Annotated in this window: 16 protein-coding genes; 12 read left to right on the forward strand and 4 right to left on the reverse strand. The window is 70.1% G+C overall.

Translation table 11 applies throughout. The annotated features are described in order from the left end of the window. The first annotated feature begins 177 nt into the window (after positions 1 to 177). The 6 genes from ACFYSH_RS07225 to ACFYSH_RS07250 all read left to right on the forward strand — a co-directional run bounded on the left by ACFYSH_RS07225 (position 178) and on the right by ACFYSH_RS07250 (position 6,169). Positions 178 to 1,797 (forward strand): ATP-binding protein, encoded by a 1,620-nt coding sequence (locus ACFYSH_RS07225; RefSeq protein ID WP_359478076.1) that lies wholly within the window; start codon positions 178 to 180, stop codon positions 1,795 to 1,797. Further along, the gene (locus tag ACFYSH_RS07230) at positions 1,794 to 2,201 is read left to right on the forward strand and encodes a roadblock/LC7 domain-containing protein (protein ID WP_359478079.1); all 408 of its coding nucleotides are present in this window, start codon (positions 1,794 to 1,796) and stop codon (positions 2,199 to 2,201) included. Before ACFYSH_RS07225 ends, ACFYSH_RS07230 begins: the two co-directional genes overlap by 4 nt. Then, complete coding sequence (locus ACFYSH_RS07235; protein WP_351280604.1) at positions 2,198 to 2,566, forward strand: DUF742 domain-containing protein; 369 nt, start codon at positions 2,198 to 2,200, stop codon at positions 2,564 to 2,566. The genes ACFYSH_RS07230 and ACFYSH_RS07235 overlap by 4 nt, the downstream gene beginning before the upstream one ends. After that, the gene (locus ACFYSH_RS07240; RefSeq protein WP_359478082.1) at positions 2,547 to 3,161 is read left to right on the forward strand and encodes an ATP/GTP-binding protein; all 615 of its coding nucleotides are present in this window, start codon (positions 2,547 to 2,549) and stop codon (positions 3,159 to 3,161) included. The genes ACFYSH_RS07235 and ACFYSH_RS07240 overlap by 20 nt, the downstream gene beginning before the upstream one ends. Before the next feature lie 79 nt (positions 3,162 to 3,240). After that, entirely contained in the window at positions 3,241 to 4,740 is a 1,500-nt protein-coding gene (locus ACFYSH_RS07245; protein WP_359478085.1) for a cytochrome P450, read from the forward strand. 82 nt (positions 4,741 to 4,822) lie between these two features. After that, complete coding sequence (locus ACFYSH_RS07250; protein WP_359478088.1) at positions 4,823 to 6,169, forward strand: 6-phospho-beta-glucosidase; 1,347 nt, start codon at positions 4,823 to 4,825, stop codon at positions 6,167 to 6,169. Between the two features lie 143 nt (positions 6,170 to 6,312). Here ACFYSH_RS07250 and ACFYSH_RS07255 read toward each other — a convergent pair whose 3' ends face one another. Continuing rightward, complete coding sequence (locus tag ACFYSH_RS07255; RefSeq protein ID WP_359478091.1) at positions 6,313 to 6,753, reverse strand: hypothetical protein; 441 nt, start codon at positions 6,751 to 6,753, stop codon at positions 6,313 to 6,315. Then, positions 6,747 to 7,205, reverse strand: coding sequence for an ATP-binding protein (locus ACFYSH_RS07260; protein WP_359478094.1), 459 nt, complete (start codon positions 7,203 to 7,205; stop codon positions 6,747 to 6,749). The genes ACFYSH_RS07255 and ACFYSH_RS07260 overlap by 7 nt, the downstream gene beginning before the upstream one ends. Before the next feature lie 205 nt (positions 7,206 to 7,410). On the opposite strand from ACFYSH_RS07260, the gene ACFYSH_RS07265 reads away from it, so the two are divergent. The 4 genes from ACFYSH_RS07265 (at position 7,411) to ACFYSH_RS07280 (ending at position 9,882) form a co-directional block, all read left to right on the forward strand. Further along, positions 7,411 to 8,271 carry a helix-turn-helix transcriptional regulator gene (locus tag ACFYSH_RS07265; RefSeq protein WP_359478097.1) on the forward strand — a complete coding sequence of 287 codons (861 nt, stop codon included), beginning with the start codon at positions 7,411 to 7,413 and terminating at the stop codon, positions 8,269 to 8,271. After that, positions 8,271 to 8,507, forward strand: coding sequence for a DUF397 domain-containing protein (locus tag ACFYSH_RS07270; protein WP_030573999.1), 237 nt, complete (start codon positions 8,271 to 8,273; stop codon positions 8,505 to 8,507). The genes ACFYSH_RS07265 and ACFYSH_RS07270 overlap by 1 nt, the downstream gene beginning before the upstream one ends. 62 nt (positions 8,508 to 8,569) lie before the next feature. Then, positions 8,570 to 9,379 (forward strand): SAM-dependent methyltransferase, encoded by an 810-nt coding sequence (locus ACFYSH_RS07275; protein ID WP_359478101.1) that lies wholly within the window; start codon positions 8,570 to 8,572, stop codon positions 9,377 to 9,379. 53 nt (positions 9,380 to 9,432) lie between these two features. Then, complete coding sequence (locus ACFYSH_RS07280) at positions 9,433 to 9,882, forward strand: YchJ family metal-binding protein (RefSeq protein WP_359478104.1); 450 nt, start codon at positions 9,433 to 9,435, stop codon at positions 9,880 to 9,882. A 15-nt stretch (positions 9,883 to 9,897) separates the two neighbouring features. On the opposite strand, the gene ACFYSH_RS07285 is transcribed toward ACFYSH_RS07280, so the two are convergent. Next, positions 9,898 to 11,970: an MDR family MFS transporter gene (locus ACFYSH_RS07285; RefSeq protein ID WP_359478107.1), complete on the reverse strand. Its 2,073-nt coding sequence runs from the start codon at positions 11,968 to 11,970 to the stop codon at positions 9,898 to 9,900. A 55-nt stretch (positions 11,971 to 12,025) separates the two neighbouring features. Continuing rightward, the gene (locus ACFYSH_RS07290; protein ID WP_388751293.1) at positions 12,026 to 12,862 is read right to left on the reverse strand and encodes a hypothetical protein; all 837 of its coding nucleotides are present in this window, start codon (positions 12,860 to 12,862) and stop codon (positions 12,026 to 12,028) included. Positions 12,863 to 13,175: 313 nt separating this feature from the next. Here ACFYSH_RS07290 and ACFYSH_RS07295 point away from each other — a divergent pair, with 313 nt between their 5' ends. After that, the gene (locus tag ACFYSH_RS07295; protein WP_388751295.1) at positions 13,176 to 13,685 is read left to right on the forward strand and encodes a Pycsar system effector family protein; all 510 of its coding nucleotides are present in this window, start codon (positions 13,176 to 13,178) and stop codon (positions 13,683 to 13,685) included. A 7-nt stretch (positions 13,686 to 13,692) separates the two neighbouring features. Further along, the gene (locus ACFYSH_RS07300; RefSeq protein WP_359478116.1) at positions 13,693 to 14,391 is read left to right on the forward strand and encodes a Crp/Fnr family transcriptional regulator; all 699 of its coding nucleotides are present in this window, start codon (positions 13,693 to 13,695) and stop codon (positions 14,389 to 14,391) included. The last annotated feature ends 26 nt before the right edge of the window (positions 14,392 to 14,417 follow it).

Genomic DNA, 14,417 nt, shown 5'->3' on the forward strand with positions numbered 1-14,417 from the left:
GTGAGTGTATTACCGACGGCGTGCTCGCGCAGGGGGTTGGGTGAATATGCCGAAGCACTGTTCTCATCTGGCTAGGCTCACGCGCAGTGAAGTCGAGTTGCTATGGAATCGAGCACTTGCTCACAACTGTCCGCGCAAGTGTGTATACCTCCCGAATCAACCGCCAGAGGGTTTTAGATGGTCCGTGTTGAATCACCGCCGACCAACAGAGACATCCCCGTAGTCCGCGCCGTGCTCCTGCCGGTCGTGCTGATGGCCGGCGCCACGGCCGCCGGAGCGTTGCCGGTCACCGGGGCCGCGCGGGTGGCAGTCGTCTGGTGCGGGGCGATCGCCACAGTCGTGGTCGCCGCGCTCACCGTCGTACTGAAGCGCCGCCGCCGGGCGATGCGCGTCCAGCGCGCCGCGTACGAACAGCGCATCGCCTTCCTGGAACAGCGCATCGCCTCGTACGACCAGGAGACCGAACGGCTCACCAAGGAGCTCCTGCCCGCAGCGATCCGCCGACTGCGCGCGAGCAACTCGCCGCAGGAGGTGATGCGCGACGTCGTCGACGCGGACGAGTCGTACCGCAACCTCCCCAAGGCGCAACGCGCCCTGGTCCTGCAGGTCCTCGACATCATCGACAACGAAGAGGCGATGCGTGACTCCGCGCAGCGCGCGTTCGTCAGTGTCGCCCGCCGTGTTCAGGCCATCGTGCACCGACAGGCCAGTGAACTCCGGGAGATGGAGGACCACCACGGGCGCAACCCCGACGTCTTCGACGACCTGCTCCGCATCGACCACGGCACCGCACTGATCGGGCGGCTCGCCGACTCCATCGCCGTGCTCGGCGGCGCCCGCCCCAGCCGCCAGTGGCCCAAGGCCGTACCGCTGTTCAGCGTGCTGCGTGGCGCGATGTCCCGCATCCTGGAGTACCAGCGCGTCGATCTGCACTCGATCGCCAAGGTCGCCATCGTCGGCACCGCGGTCGAACCGCTCATCCACGCCTGCGCCGAACTCCTGGACAACGCGACGCGCTACTCGCCGCCCCAGACCCGGGTGCACGTGACCGCGGTCGAGGTGCAGACCGGCATCGCCATCGAGATCGAGGACGGCGGCGTCAGCCTCAGCGAGGAGGCCCGCGGGAGGGCCGAGAACATGCTCGCCCAGGCCCAGGCCGGCATCAACATGAACGACCTGGGGGAGTCCCCGCGCCTCGGTATGGCCGTGGTCGGCCGTCTCGCCCGCATGTACCAACTCCAGGTCTCCCTGCGGCAGTCCGCGTACGGAGGGGTACGCGCCGTACTCATCGTGCCGCGCGACATGATCACCACCGGTCCCGCGCCCGGCATCGCCCACGGCATCGGCGCCACCTCACGGCCCCAGAGCTCGCTCGACATGTCGCAGATGCAGCACGTCGTCCCTCCGCGAGGCAAGCACAAGGCGCGTCCGGCCACGACCGGGCCCGTCCCGTCGCTCGCGACCCCGGCTCCGGCCCCGGCGGCCTCCACCGCACGGTCGGCATCCGCCCCGGCAGCCATGGACGACGACGAGATCGTCGTGACCGAGTGGACCGAAGGCGGCCTCCCGCAGCGCCGCAGCCGAGGGCGCGCACCGCTCGGATCGCACAACCTCCCGCAGCAGTCCGCACCGGCCGCAGAGCCGGTCGCACGGAACGGGCACGCCGGGAACGGCGGCGGCTCGGCACCGCCCGGCCTCTGGCTGGAGGCCTTCACCCAGGCCGTCAACGGTGTGCCCCAGGAGCCGAAGAACGACAGAGACCCTGACGACGTGTGGGACAAGGGAGACGAGAAGTGATCCAGCAGCGGGGAAACATGGACTGGATGCTCAAGGAGCTGGCCGACGACGTACCGAGCATCCACCAGATCGTGGTGCTCTCCGCCGACGGCCTCCGGATCGCACGGCACGGCGGCGACCCCGACGTCGCCGACCGCCTCGCCGCCGCCTGCGCCGGTCTGCAGAGCCTGGCCGCGGCCGTCGCGACGGAAATCCCCTACAGCGACGGCCTGATGAAGCTCGTCGTCATCGAGGTCACCGGTGGGTTCTTCTACCTGATGGCAGCGGGCACCGGGGCCTACCTAGCGGTCCTGGCCGGCGAGACGGTCGACGCCGGACTGGTGGGCGCACGCATGCGCGACATGGTCGTCCGCATCGGGGCGCACCTGACGAGCCCGCCGCGCCATGAGGGGCAGGCCGGATGAGTCCTCCCCGACGAGAACGCCGAAAGGCCGACCCGGAGGTGAGCGACCCGGAACGGCTGTACGTGATCACAGGTGCCCCGGACGGTGAGAGAGCGGCGCTCGACCTCGTCACCATGGTGGTGGCTCAGGCCGAGCCGTCGCCGACGGTGCAGCCCGAGCAGGCCGCGATCATGCGGCTCTGCAAGGCGCCGCTGTCCGTCGCCGAGATCTCGGCCTACCTGAGTCTCCCCTTCAGCGTGGTCACCTCCCTCCTGACAGAACTCCTGGCGACCGAGCTGATCGAATCGCGCGCGCCCATCGTCCGCGCCGCGCTCCCGGACCGGTCCCTCCTCGAAGCGGTGATGCATGGACTTCAGAAGCTCTGACACGATCACGGGCCCCCGCAGCGAGGACGTCCTTCCCAGCACGGCCTCGGCCGCGGTGAAGGTCGTCGTCGTCGGTGGGTTCGGGGTCGGCAAGACGACCATGGTCGGCTCCGTGAGCGAGATCCGGCCCCTGACGACCGAAGAGACCATGACCCAGGCCGGTGTCGGCGTGGACGACAACGTGGGTGTGGAGACCAAGACCGCCACCACCGTCGCCATGGACTTCGGGCGGATCAGCCTCAGCGACGAACTGATCCTCTATCTGTTCGGTACCCCGGGCCAGGAACGCTTCTGGTTCCTGTGGAACGGACTCTTCGAGGGAGCACTGGGAGCCGTCGTCCTCATCGACACCCGGCGGCTCCAGGTCAGTTTCGACGTCATCGGCAGGCTGGAGGAGCGCGGCGTGCCGTTCGTCGTCGCCGTCAACACCTTCCCCGGCGCACCGCACCACCCCGTCGAGACCCTGCGCCGCGCCCTGGACCTGCCGGACGAGGTCCCGATGATCGACTGCGACGCCCGGCTGCGCGCCTCCAGCCGCGATGTGCTCATGACCCTGATGCGCTACCTGCACAGCCTCGCGGTGCCGCTCGCCTGACGACGGCCCGCACCCCTGCCCCTGACCGGGCCTGTCCCCACTCCGCCCGGTCTCGGAACGCCTTATTCCTGGAGCCACTGTGACAACCCCCTTCCAGCACGAACCCGGATCGGCCACAGGTCCGGTGCCGCCCCCTGAGTGCCCCGCGCACGGCATGGGCATCGGGCCAGGCGGCCTGCGCCGGCTGTACGGCCCCGAGGCCGAGGCGGACCCGGCTGGTCTGTACGAGAAGCTGCGTGCCGAACACGGCACGGTCGCACCCGTCCTGATGCACGGGGACGTCCCTGCCTGGCTGGTGCTCGGACACAGCGAGAACCTCCACATGACCCGCACCCCCTCGCAGTTCTCCCGCGACTCGCGCCGCTGGCATGCCCTGCAGGACGGCAGCGTGGCCCAGGACCACCCGCTCGCCCCGGTCTTCACCTGGCAGCCGGTCTGTTCGTTCGCCGAAGGCGCCACCCACGAACGGCTGCGCGGCGCGGTCACCGACAGCATGGCGCGCATCGACACCCGTGGCGTGCGCCGCCACATCAACCGTTACAGCAACCGGCTCGTCAACGACTTCTGCCAGGAAGGCCGGACCGAGCTGATCAGTCAGTTCGCCGAGCGGCTGCCGATGATGGTGATGTGCGCGATCATCGGCATGCCGGAGGAGTACAACGACCGCCTGGTGCAGGCCGCCCGTGACATGACGCGAGGCTCGGAGACCGCCGTCGCGAGCAACGCCTACGTGATCGAGGCGCTGGACCGGCTGGTCCGACGCCGCCGGGAGGCGCCCGCCGAGGACTTCGCCACCTGGCTGGTCGAACACCCCGCCGCACTCACCGACAAGGAGGTCAGCGAGCACCTGCGGGTGGTTCTCGTCGTCGCCTACGAGACGACCACCAACCTGATCGCCAACGTGCTGCGCATGGTTCTCACGGACCCGAGGTTCCGCGCCAGGCTCAGCGGCGGGCACATGACCGTACCCGAGGCAGTCGAGCAGACCCTGTGGGACGAGCCTCCGTTCACCTCGATCCTGGGCCGTTGGGCGGTGGGGGACACCGAGCTCGGCGGGCAGCAGATCAAGGCCGGCGACGCCCTCATCGTCGGCATCGCGCCGGCCAACACCGACCCCGTCGTGCGACCTGACCTCTCCGCCAGCATGGAGGGCAACCGCGCCCACATGGCCTTCAGCAGCGGCCCCCATGAGTGCCCCGGCCAGGACATCGGACGCGCCATCGCCGACGTCGGCGTCGACGCCCTCCTGATGCGCCTTCCAGACCTTGAACTCAGCGTGGACGAGGACAAGTTGCGCTGGGTCGGGAACTTCGTGTCGCGGCACCTGGTGGATCTGCCGGCCCGCTTCGCACCCACCGCGGAGCAGGAGATCGACGCCGAACCGCTGCCGGCGGTCTCCCGGGCCCGGGCGCAGGCCGACTGGGAGGTGTCGTCGCCCGCCGTCCCCCGGCAGGCCCCCGCCGGAACGCCCGCCGCCGAACCGCACGGATCCCCCGGAGAGGGAGCCGCCGTCCCGGAACAGCGGAGCGGTCCGACGAAGGTCTGGCATGCCGTCATGCGGTGGTGGAACGGACACTGACACCGGCACCGTCCGCCGCTCCGCGTGCCCCGGGTCTTCGGCTCCGGGGCACCGGGCCGCGCGCCCCGTACCATCGAGCAGCGTGAAGCTGACAATTCTTGGCGGCGGCGGATTCCGGGTCCCTCTCGTGTACGGGGCGCTGCTCGCCGATCACGCCGAAGGCCGCGTCTCGCGGGTGACCCTGTACGACACGGACGCGGACCGGCTCACCGCCGTGGCCCGGGTCCTGGCCGACCAGGCGGCAGGCGTCGACGACGCGCCCGCCGTCCTCGCCACCGGCGATCTCGACGAGGCCCTGCGGGGCGCGGACTTCGTCTTCTCCGCGATCCGGGTCGGCGGCCTGGCGGGCCGCGCGGCCGACGAACGCGTCGCGCTCGACGAAGGCGTCCTGGGCCAGGAGACGGTCGGCGCCGGCGGCATCGCCTACGGGCTGCGCACCGTTCCCGTCGCGACGGACCTCGCCCGGCGCATCGCCCGGCTCGCGCCCGACGCGTGGGTCATCAATTTCACCAACCCGGCGGGCCTGGTCACCGAGGCCATGGCCCGGCACCTCGGTGACCGGGTCATCGGCATCTGTGACTCGCCGGTGGGACTCGGCCGCCGGATCGCCCGGGTCCTGGGCGCGGACCCGGACCGGGCCCGGATCGACTACGTCGGACTCAACCATCTCGGCTGGGTCCGCGGTCTGTGGGTCGACGGCCGCGACGAACTCCCACGCCTGCTCGCGGACCCCGCGCTGCTGGGTTCCTTCGAGGAGGGCAGGCTCTTCGGCCCCGACTGGCTGACCTCGCTGGGCGCGATCCCCAACGAGTACCTGCACTACTACTACTTCAACCGGGAAGCGGTCCGCGCCTACCAGGACGCCGAGCAGACCCGTGGTGCCTTCCTCCGCGACCAGCAGGAGGGCTTCTACGCCCGGATGAAGGACCCGGCCGCCCCACCACTGGCCACCTGGGACCGTACGCGTGCCGAACGCGAGGCGACGTACATGGCGGAGAACCGGGACGTGGCCGGGGCCGGTGAGCGTGAGGAGAGCGATCTGGAGTCCGGGGGCTACGAGCAGGTGGCCCTCGCCCTGATGCGCGCCGTGGCCCGCGACGAACGCACCTCGCTGATCCTCGACGTCCGTAACCGGGGGACCCTCTCGGTGCTCGACGACGAGGCCGTCATCGAGGTGCCGTGCCTCGTCGATGCCAACGGTGCGCGTCCTGTCGCTGTCGACCCGCTTCCTTACCACGCGGTCGGCCTGGTCACAGCCGTCAAGGCCGTGGAGCGGGCGGTGCTCGAAGCCGCGGAGAGCGGATCACGGGCGGCGGCCGTGCGGGCCTTCGCCCTGCATCCGCTGGTCGACTCCGTCTCCGTGGCCCGCCGTCTGGTCGAGGGTTACACCGCAGTCCACCCGGGGCTCGCCTACCTCGACCGGACGTGAGCGAGGTCAGCCTCCCCGGCGGCAAGGAGCTCGCCGCTGACGACCCGGAACGCCGTACGCACCCCGTCCGCCTCGCTCGGCCACACCGGACGGCGCACAGCACCGGGGCGTACACGGAGCCGGGAGGTGACCGCGGCGACGGGTCAGGGAGCGGGCACGGCCCTCGGCCGACCAGACGGGTCCCAGGACGGCACGACGCCGGTGACCTGACAGACCATGAGGAAAAGCGGAATGGGCGGCGTATAAGGCGTACGGCTGTCCGGCGCGTGGATCAGTCGGGGGCGCCCGGCAGGGACGTAGGCCCCGGTGGCGTACGACGCCTGCTCCGGCCAGTCCAGATCGAGATCCGAACCCGACGGGACGATCCACCACCACTGCTCGGCATCGGCGAACACACATCCGGCACGCGGAAGATGGGACATCAACCGGAATCCGTACCGCGCGGGCACACCCACCGCGTCACAGCCCAGACTCGCCGACAGCGCGGGCGGCAGCGGCAGCAGGACCCGGCCCGGTGGGCCGTCCTCCCGCACAGGACGGGCGCGACGCCCACCGAGCAGTTGGGTCAGGGCGTTCCTCAGCATGCCTGCTCCGGGCCGTGCGGCAGCTCAGCCCAGACGATGCGCCCCGAGTGGTTCCCCGCGTCGTGGGACCCCCATGCGGCACTCATGGAGTCGACGAGCAGCAGTCCGCGTCCGTGTTCACCCTCGGCGGTGAGCGACAACCGGGGACCGCCGGGCTGACGGCCCTGGTCCTGTACGGAGATGCGCAACCGGCCGCCGTCGCGACGGAGCTCGCAGACGACACGGGCGCTGGCGGTGTGCACCACCGCGTTCGTGACCAGTTCGGACACGATCAGCACCGCCGCGTCGTAGGTGTCCCCGGTCAGCCGCCAGTCCGCCAGGCGGGCTCGTGTGAGGCGTCGGGCACCGGCCACCGACTCGGGGTGCGCCGGCAGCGCGAAGCAGTAACGGAGCGCTTCAGCCCCGGGGCTGAGGTCCATGAGCCGGGGAATGAGCGCACTGCCAGGTGCCACGACCGATTCCTCACAGTGGGGGCTGTGTCACGCTTCGCGTCACCCCGAAAAGGAGTGGACGCGATCACGCGAACTGGTTCGGTCACCAACTCTCCCCCTGACATGAACACTTGGCAAGAGGCACTCTGAAAAATTCAGAGTGGTTGTGTCCCTTGAGCCGTGCACATGGCACACTGCTCGCACACAGCGCATCGGGAGGTCTGAAGTGAGCGAACCGCGGTCCGCCCCGACCGTGGGTCAGGTCGTTCTCGGCAAGCGCCTGCAGGATCTGCGGGAGCGCGTCGGCCTGAGCCGCGACCAGGCGGCGAAGGTGCTCCGTGTCGCCCCGGGGACCATACGCAGGATGGAGACCGCTGAGGTCGGGCTGAAGATCCCGTACGTCCAGCTCCTTCTGAAGGCCTACGGAATCACCGACGCCGAGACCGAGGCCTTCGTCGAACTCGCCGAAGAGGCCAACAAACCCGGCTGGTGGCAGCGCTTCCACGACGTGCTGCCCGACTGGTTCAGCATGTACGTCAGTCTGGAAGGCGCAGCGAGCCTCCTGCGCACGTACGAGCCGCATTTCGTCCCCGGCCTGCTGCAGACGGAGGACTACGCCCGCTCCGTCCTGCGCACCGGCGCCGTCGGCCAGACCCGGCCCGCGGACATCGAGCGTCATGTGGCGCTGCGGATGGAAAGGCAGTCGCTGCTCACCAAGGCGGAGGCGCCCAAGCTGTGGGTGGTGATGGACGAGACGGTCCTGCGCCGTCCCGTCGGCAGCCCCGAGGCCATGCGGGCTCAGGTCGACCGCCTGCTCGATGCGATCGACATGCCCCATGTGACCCTGCAGATCGCGGAATTCGCGACCGGCCATCACCCCGGCACCTATGGCCCGTTCGTCCTCTTCCGCTTCGCGGTCCCCGAACTCCCCGACATGGTCTACAGCGAGTACCTGACCGGTGCCGTCTACTTCGACGCGCGCCCCGAGGTCGCTTCCTACCTCGAGGTCATGGACCGCATGGCGGCGCAGGCCGCGACTGCACAACGCACGAAGGAAATCCTCAGGGACTTCCGCAAGGAGCTGTGATGAACCATATATACAACGGCATGCCGGCCGCCGACCTCGGCTCCGAAGGCTGGTACAAGCCGTGGAGCGGTGGTAACGGCGGCAATTGCATCGAGGCCATGAAGCTGGCCGACGGCCGCGTGGCGGTGCGGCAGTCCGCGGACCCCGACGGTCCCGCCCTCATCTACTCCAACGGCGAGATCGCCGCCTTCATCCAGGGCGCGAAGGCCGGACAGGCCGATTTCCTGCTCACCTGATCCACAGTCACCTACGCTCGCACCACACTGTTCGCGGAATTCACCGACCGACGGAGTGCGTCATGACCGGGCACGAATCCCAGGCAGTCGAGATCGACACGAGCAAGCCGCATCCGGCACGGATGTACGACTGGTTCCTCGGCGGCAAGGACAACTACCCGGTCGACGAACAGATGGCCCGGCAGCTGCTCACCCTGGACGCCCGGGGCCGCGACATGGCCCGGGTCAACCGTGCGTTCATGCACCGGGCCACCCGCTGGCTCACCGAGAACGGCGTGCGCCAGTTCCTCGACATCGGTTCCGGCATACCGACCGAGCCGAACCTCCACCAGATCGCCCAGCGGACGGCCCCGGACGCGCGCGTCGTCTACTGCGACAACGACCCGATCGTCCTCACACACGCGGCGGCGCTGCTGCGTTCCACGCCCCAAGGCACCACCCATTACCTCCAGGCCGATGCCCGTCGGCCCGAAGCCATCCTGGAAGCGGCGGGCGAGGTTCTCGACTTCGACCGGCCCATCGCGCTCTCCCTCCTCGCGCTGCTGCACTTCGTCGACGACGAGGACGGCGCCGCCGAGCTCGTCGACCGGCTCGTAGAGGGGCTGCCCTCCGGCAGCCACCTCGTGCTCTCGCACACCACCGGTGACTTCGACCCCGAGGGCGCGGCCGAAGCTCGCGCCATGTACAAGTCACGGGGGATGACCCTGCGGCCCCGCTCCCGCGCGGAACTCACCGCCTTCTTCCACGGCCTCGAACTCGTCGAGCCGGGTGTCACCCTCTCCGCGGACTGGCGGCCGGAGCTCGGCGAAGTCATCGAGGTCCCCGGCGACGAGCCGATCCCCGGTTACGCGGGCGTGGCGCTCAAGCGCTGAACCGTCCGGGGGCCGGCCGGCCGGGCCCAGGGCCGGCAGGTCACAATGGACCCATGTCACGACGCACCTCACGCCCCCGCCGGCCGGCCGCTCCGCAGGCGGGGCCCCCGCGGATCACCCCGTCGGCGCCGTGCCCGTGCGGCCTGCCGGCGTCCTACGGGGACTGCTGCGGCAGGCTGCACGCGGGCACTGCCGCGGCTCCGACGTGCGAGGCGCTGATGCGCTCGCGGTACGCGGCCTTCGTCGTCCGGGACTCCGGTTACCTGCTGCGCACCTGGCACCCGCAGTCCCGCCCGCCGGCCATCGACTTCGACCCGGCGATGCGGTGGGAGCGCCTGGAGATCCTGGCGACCACCGAGGGCAGCGCCTTCCACACGACCGGAACGGTCACCTTCCGCGCCCACTACACCGACGACGGCAGGCCTGACTCGCTCCACGAACAGAGTCGCTTCGTGCGTGATCAGGGCGCCTGGGTGTACCAGGCGGCGGTCTTCGTCGAGTAAGGGCGTCGTGTCTCGTCAGGCCGCGGCCATCGCACGCTCGGGCGGGGCCAGCTCGTGTGCGAGGTCCTCAGCGAGCAGCCGTTTGGCGATCACGTCGACCGCCGCCCGGAGCTGCCGGTCGTCGGGCCGGGCGCCGTCCTCTGCCAGTCGTTCGTTGAGCCAGCGGCCCCAGGCGTCCGAGAGCGTCGCCGCTTCACGGCGTCCTGCCGCCGTATGGGTGAAGATCCGGCCGTCCCCGCTGAGATAGCCCTCCTCGATCATCCGGTCGAAGACGGGTACCAGTACCTCCGGCGGGATGCGGTGCCGCGCCGCGATCAGCCGGAGGCTCCCGTGGCCGACCATTCGGGTGAAGAGGTCGACCTGCATCACAGCCCAGGCTCCCGCCATGTCGAGCCGGGTGTCGGACTCCGCGACGATCCGCCGTGCTGTGTCCGGGCCGACCTGGTGCAGGATCCTGGCCACGGAGGATTCGAGCACCTTCGCCGCGTCCCCGGTGCTGGGCTGGGCGAAGCCCTCGCCCATGCCGGTCGATCCCGCCCGCGCGCTGTCGCGCAGCTTCACCTGCTTCAGGAAGAGGGAGACGAGGAATCCCAGCAGGGCCACCGGCACCGTCCAGAGGAACACGGTGTGCAGGGTGTCCGCGTACGCCTGGGCAAGGGGCGCGGTCTGGTCGGCGGGCAGTGCGTGCACGGCCTTCGGATTCTCCGCGGCCCGGGCCGGCAACGCCGGATCGCCGCCGGCCCGCGCCGCCTGCTCGACGCCCTGTGCCAGATTCGGCCGCAGCGCGTTGGCGTAGATCGTGCCGAACACCGCCGTGCCGAACGAGCTGCCCAGGGTGCGGAAGAACGTCACGCCGGACGTGGCCGTGCCGAGGTCCGAGTAGTCGACCGTGTTCTGCACGGCGATCGTCAGCACCTGCATCGACAGACCGATGCCTATGCCCAGCACCAGCATGTACAGCGACTCCAGCCAGATTCCGCTGCCCGGGCCCATTCTGGACAGCAGGTAGAGACCCCCTGCCATCACGAGCGAACCGATGACGGGGAAGAAGCGGTAGTGGCCGGTCTTGCTCACCACGTTGCCGCTGAAGATCGAGGCGGCCAGCAGGCCCACCACCAGGGGGAGGGTCCGCACCCCGGACACGGTGGCCGAGTCCCCGTCGACGTACTGCAGGTAGGTCGGCAGATAGATCATCGCACCGAGCATGGCGAAGCCCACGATGAAGCTCAGGACGGAGCACACCGTGAACACCGGGTTGCGGAACAGCCGCATCGGCAGCATCGGCTCCTTCGCCCGTGTCTCCACGACGCAGAAGAGCGCAAGGGCGACGAGGCCTCCGACGAAGAGTCCGATGATGACCGGCGAGCCCCAGGCGTACTCGTTGCCGCCCCAACTCGTGGCGAGGATCAACGCGCTCGCGCCGAGCGCGACCAGCGCGATGCCCAGGTAGTCGATGACCGGGCGACCGGCCGCGCGCACGGAAGGGATGGTGCGGGCGGCGGCGATGACCACCACGATCGCGATCGGCACATTGACGTAGAACGCCCAGCGCCAGCTCAGGTGGTCGGTGAACAGGCCGCCCAGCAGCGGTCCGACGACCGTGGCGACGCCGAAGACGGCACCGATCGCCCCCTGGTACTTGCCTCGGTCGCGCAGCGGGATCACATCGGCGATCAGAGCCATGGCGGTGACCATGAGCCCGCCCGCGCCGATGCCCTGCAGACCTCGCCAGATGATCAGCAGCAGCATGTTCGACGCGAGACCGCAGAGGAACGAGCCGACGATGAAGATGACAGCCGAGATCTGGAAGATCAGCTTCCGGCCGAAGAGGTCGCCGAACTTGCCGACCAGCACCGTCGCCACGGTCTCCGCCAGCAGATAGGCCGTCACGACCCACGACATGTGTTCCGCTCCGCCCAGGTCCGAGACGATCGTGGGCAGCGCCGTCCCCACGATCGTCTGGTCCAGCGCCGCGAGCAGAATCCCCAGCACGATCGTGGCGAATACGACGTTCCGGCGTCTGCGGTCGAGGACGGGTGGCGCTGCGGCGCTCTGCGTGGCGGGGGCGGTCTCGCTGGCAGTGGTCACCCTCGCACCCTCACACCCGGCCTGACCCCCCGCATGCGGGGGCAGGCCGGACGGGTCAGGCCAGCAGCGCCCGTACGGAGTCCCGCATCCGGGACACGAACGCCTCGCGGATCTCCTCCGGGACCCGGTCGAGCGACAGGTACGGATTGAGGTCCTCCAGCTCGACGAGCAGCAGGTCGCCCTCCGGTGTCCGGCAGGCGTCCACCCGCTGGATGCCGTGCGCGAGGGTGTTCCACTCGACGAAGCGGCGGGCGAAGTCCAGGTCCTCGGGGCTCGGCGCGTACGGTTCCAGCACCCAGCGCCGGTCCGGATGCGGGGCGTGGAGGGCGTACAGGAAGTCGTGGTCCACGAAGTAGAAGGACACCTCGTAGCGGAAGTCGATCCGCGGCTGGACGAGGAGTGTGCCGTCGGCGCCCTCGGGGAACTCCGGCGACTCGGTGAACCGCAGCCCCACCGAGTCCGCGCCGAGCTTGGGCTTGACCACGTACGCGGCCGACCGGGGGAGCAGCCCGAGGTCCTCCGCGCGGTCCACGGTGGGGATCACCGGGAAGCCGGCGCGGCTCAGATCGACCAGGTACTGCTTGCCGGCCATGTCCCCGCGCCCGTCGAGCGCGTTGTAGACCCGGGCTCCCGATTCCCGCGCCCGCGTCCGGAACGCGTCGTACGCCTCCTGGTGGTGCAGGACCGGACCGCTGTTGCGGACGACGACCGCGTCGAAACCCTCCAGCAGCGCCGCCGCGTCCCGGGGATGACAGAGCGCGACGTCGAAGGTCTCGCGCAACCGGGACGTCAGGAAGATGTCCTCGTCGCAGTAGCGCCGTCCGTGCGCCTCGTAGGCGAGATCGGTGACGAACAGGACGGACGGACGCGGTGCGTCGGACGCGGCGGTCAAGAATGCTCCCAGGGGGTCCGGTGTGCGGCTGACGGTCGATGACTGTGCTGGTGCTGCCGGTTCACTGCGCACCCTGATCTCTGCCCACAGAAGTCACACGTCTCCCAGACGTCGTCACCGTCCGACATTCTTCCGCCCGCCTTCGCCACCGATCCCGCGGGGTCCACCGGACGATGCGCGAGAGCGCCCCTGCACCTGCACCCCGGACCGCAAGTCCGGCCCCTACGGGCACGGTTGAGGTTGTCGACGGGGCGCCGCACCGGCACGTGCCGAGGTTATAGTGGCGCAGGCTTCGAAATCGGGGGATGCCTCAGTGTCGCAGGAAGAGTCTCGGGCCCGCGCGGTGAAGACGGCCTGGCAGATCCATGCCTCGCTCCACGAGTCGACCCGCACGGTCGATGCCAAGGCGTCCTTCGCCCTGGCCATGGAATCCGCGGTCCTCGCCGGCATCGCCGCGCTGTCGGGCAGTGGCCGCGCGCTCGGACGCGTGAGCGGCTTCGCGGAGCTCGTCCTCTGGGCGGGTGTAATCCTCATCGGAATCTCCGCGATCCTGGCCGTGCTCGTCGTCGTTCCCCGCCACAACGGCGAAGGCCGCACGCCCCGCCCCGGCGAGGACGAGTTCCTCTTCTACGGCCATCTACGCCACTGGGCCCCCGACGACCTCGCGCAGCGGCTCGGGGACACGGACGCCCTGCCCACCCTCAGCCGTCAGCTCGTCGTCATGAGCGCCATCGCCTGGACGAAGCACAAGCGTGTCCAGCAGTCGCTGGCGCTGGCCGTCGTCGGCAGTCTGCTGGTAGCCGCCGTCATCGCGTTCGGCTGAGCCCGCCGTGGACAGCGCATCCCACCACCGTCCGCGCCGGATGTCCTTCTGGTCGCTGCTCGACGACGATGCCAGGACCCGGCTCCTGGCGGCCGGGACCCTGGTGGAGTTTCCGCCCAAGGAAACCCTGCTGCGGCAGTACGACCTCACCGACCACCTGCTCGTCATACGGCGGGGCTGCGCCAAGGTCGCCACCAGTTCCGCCGCGGGCTACCAAGCCGTGCTTGCCATCCGCAGGGCCGGCGACCTGCTGGGCGAGCAGGCCGCACTGGACGGTCGGCCTCGCTCCGCCTCGCTCACCTCACTCACCCGGGTCGAGGCCCTGATGATCCCCTCGGTCCCGTTCCGTGCGGCCGCCCGGTCCGTTCCCGCCGTCGCGCTCGCGCTCCAGCAGGTGCTCTCCGAGCGCCTGCGCGAGTCGGACGGCCATCGAGCAGCCGTCGGATCGGAAGCCGTCCAGGCCCGGCTGGCGACACTGCTGCTGGATCTCGGCGCGGATTACGGGCGCCCGGAGGGCAACGGAGCAGTGCTCATCACCCTCCCGCTGTCCCAGGACGACTTCGCCGGGCTCGTCCTCAGCTCGCGGCGGACGGTCACCCGCGTCCTCGAGCAGTGGCGCGGTCTCGGCTGGGTGACGACGGGACGCAACCGGCTGACCATCGACCGGCCGGACGAGCTGAAACGGCTGAGCGGCTCAGGTTATTAGAGGGCTCCGCTCCGGATGGTGGGTGA

Source organism: Streptomyces sp. NPDC005791 (genome assembly GCF_042871485.1).
Taxonomy (GTDB): domain Bacteria; phylum Actinomycetota; class Actinomycetes; order Streptomycetales; family Streptomycetaceae; genus Streptomyces.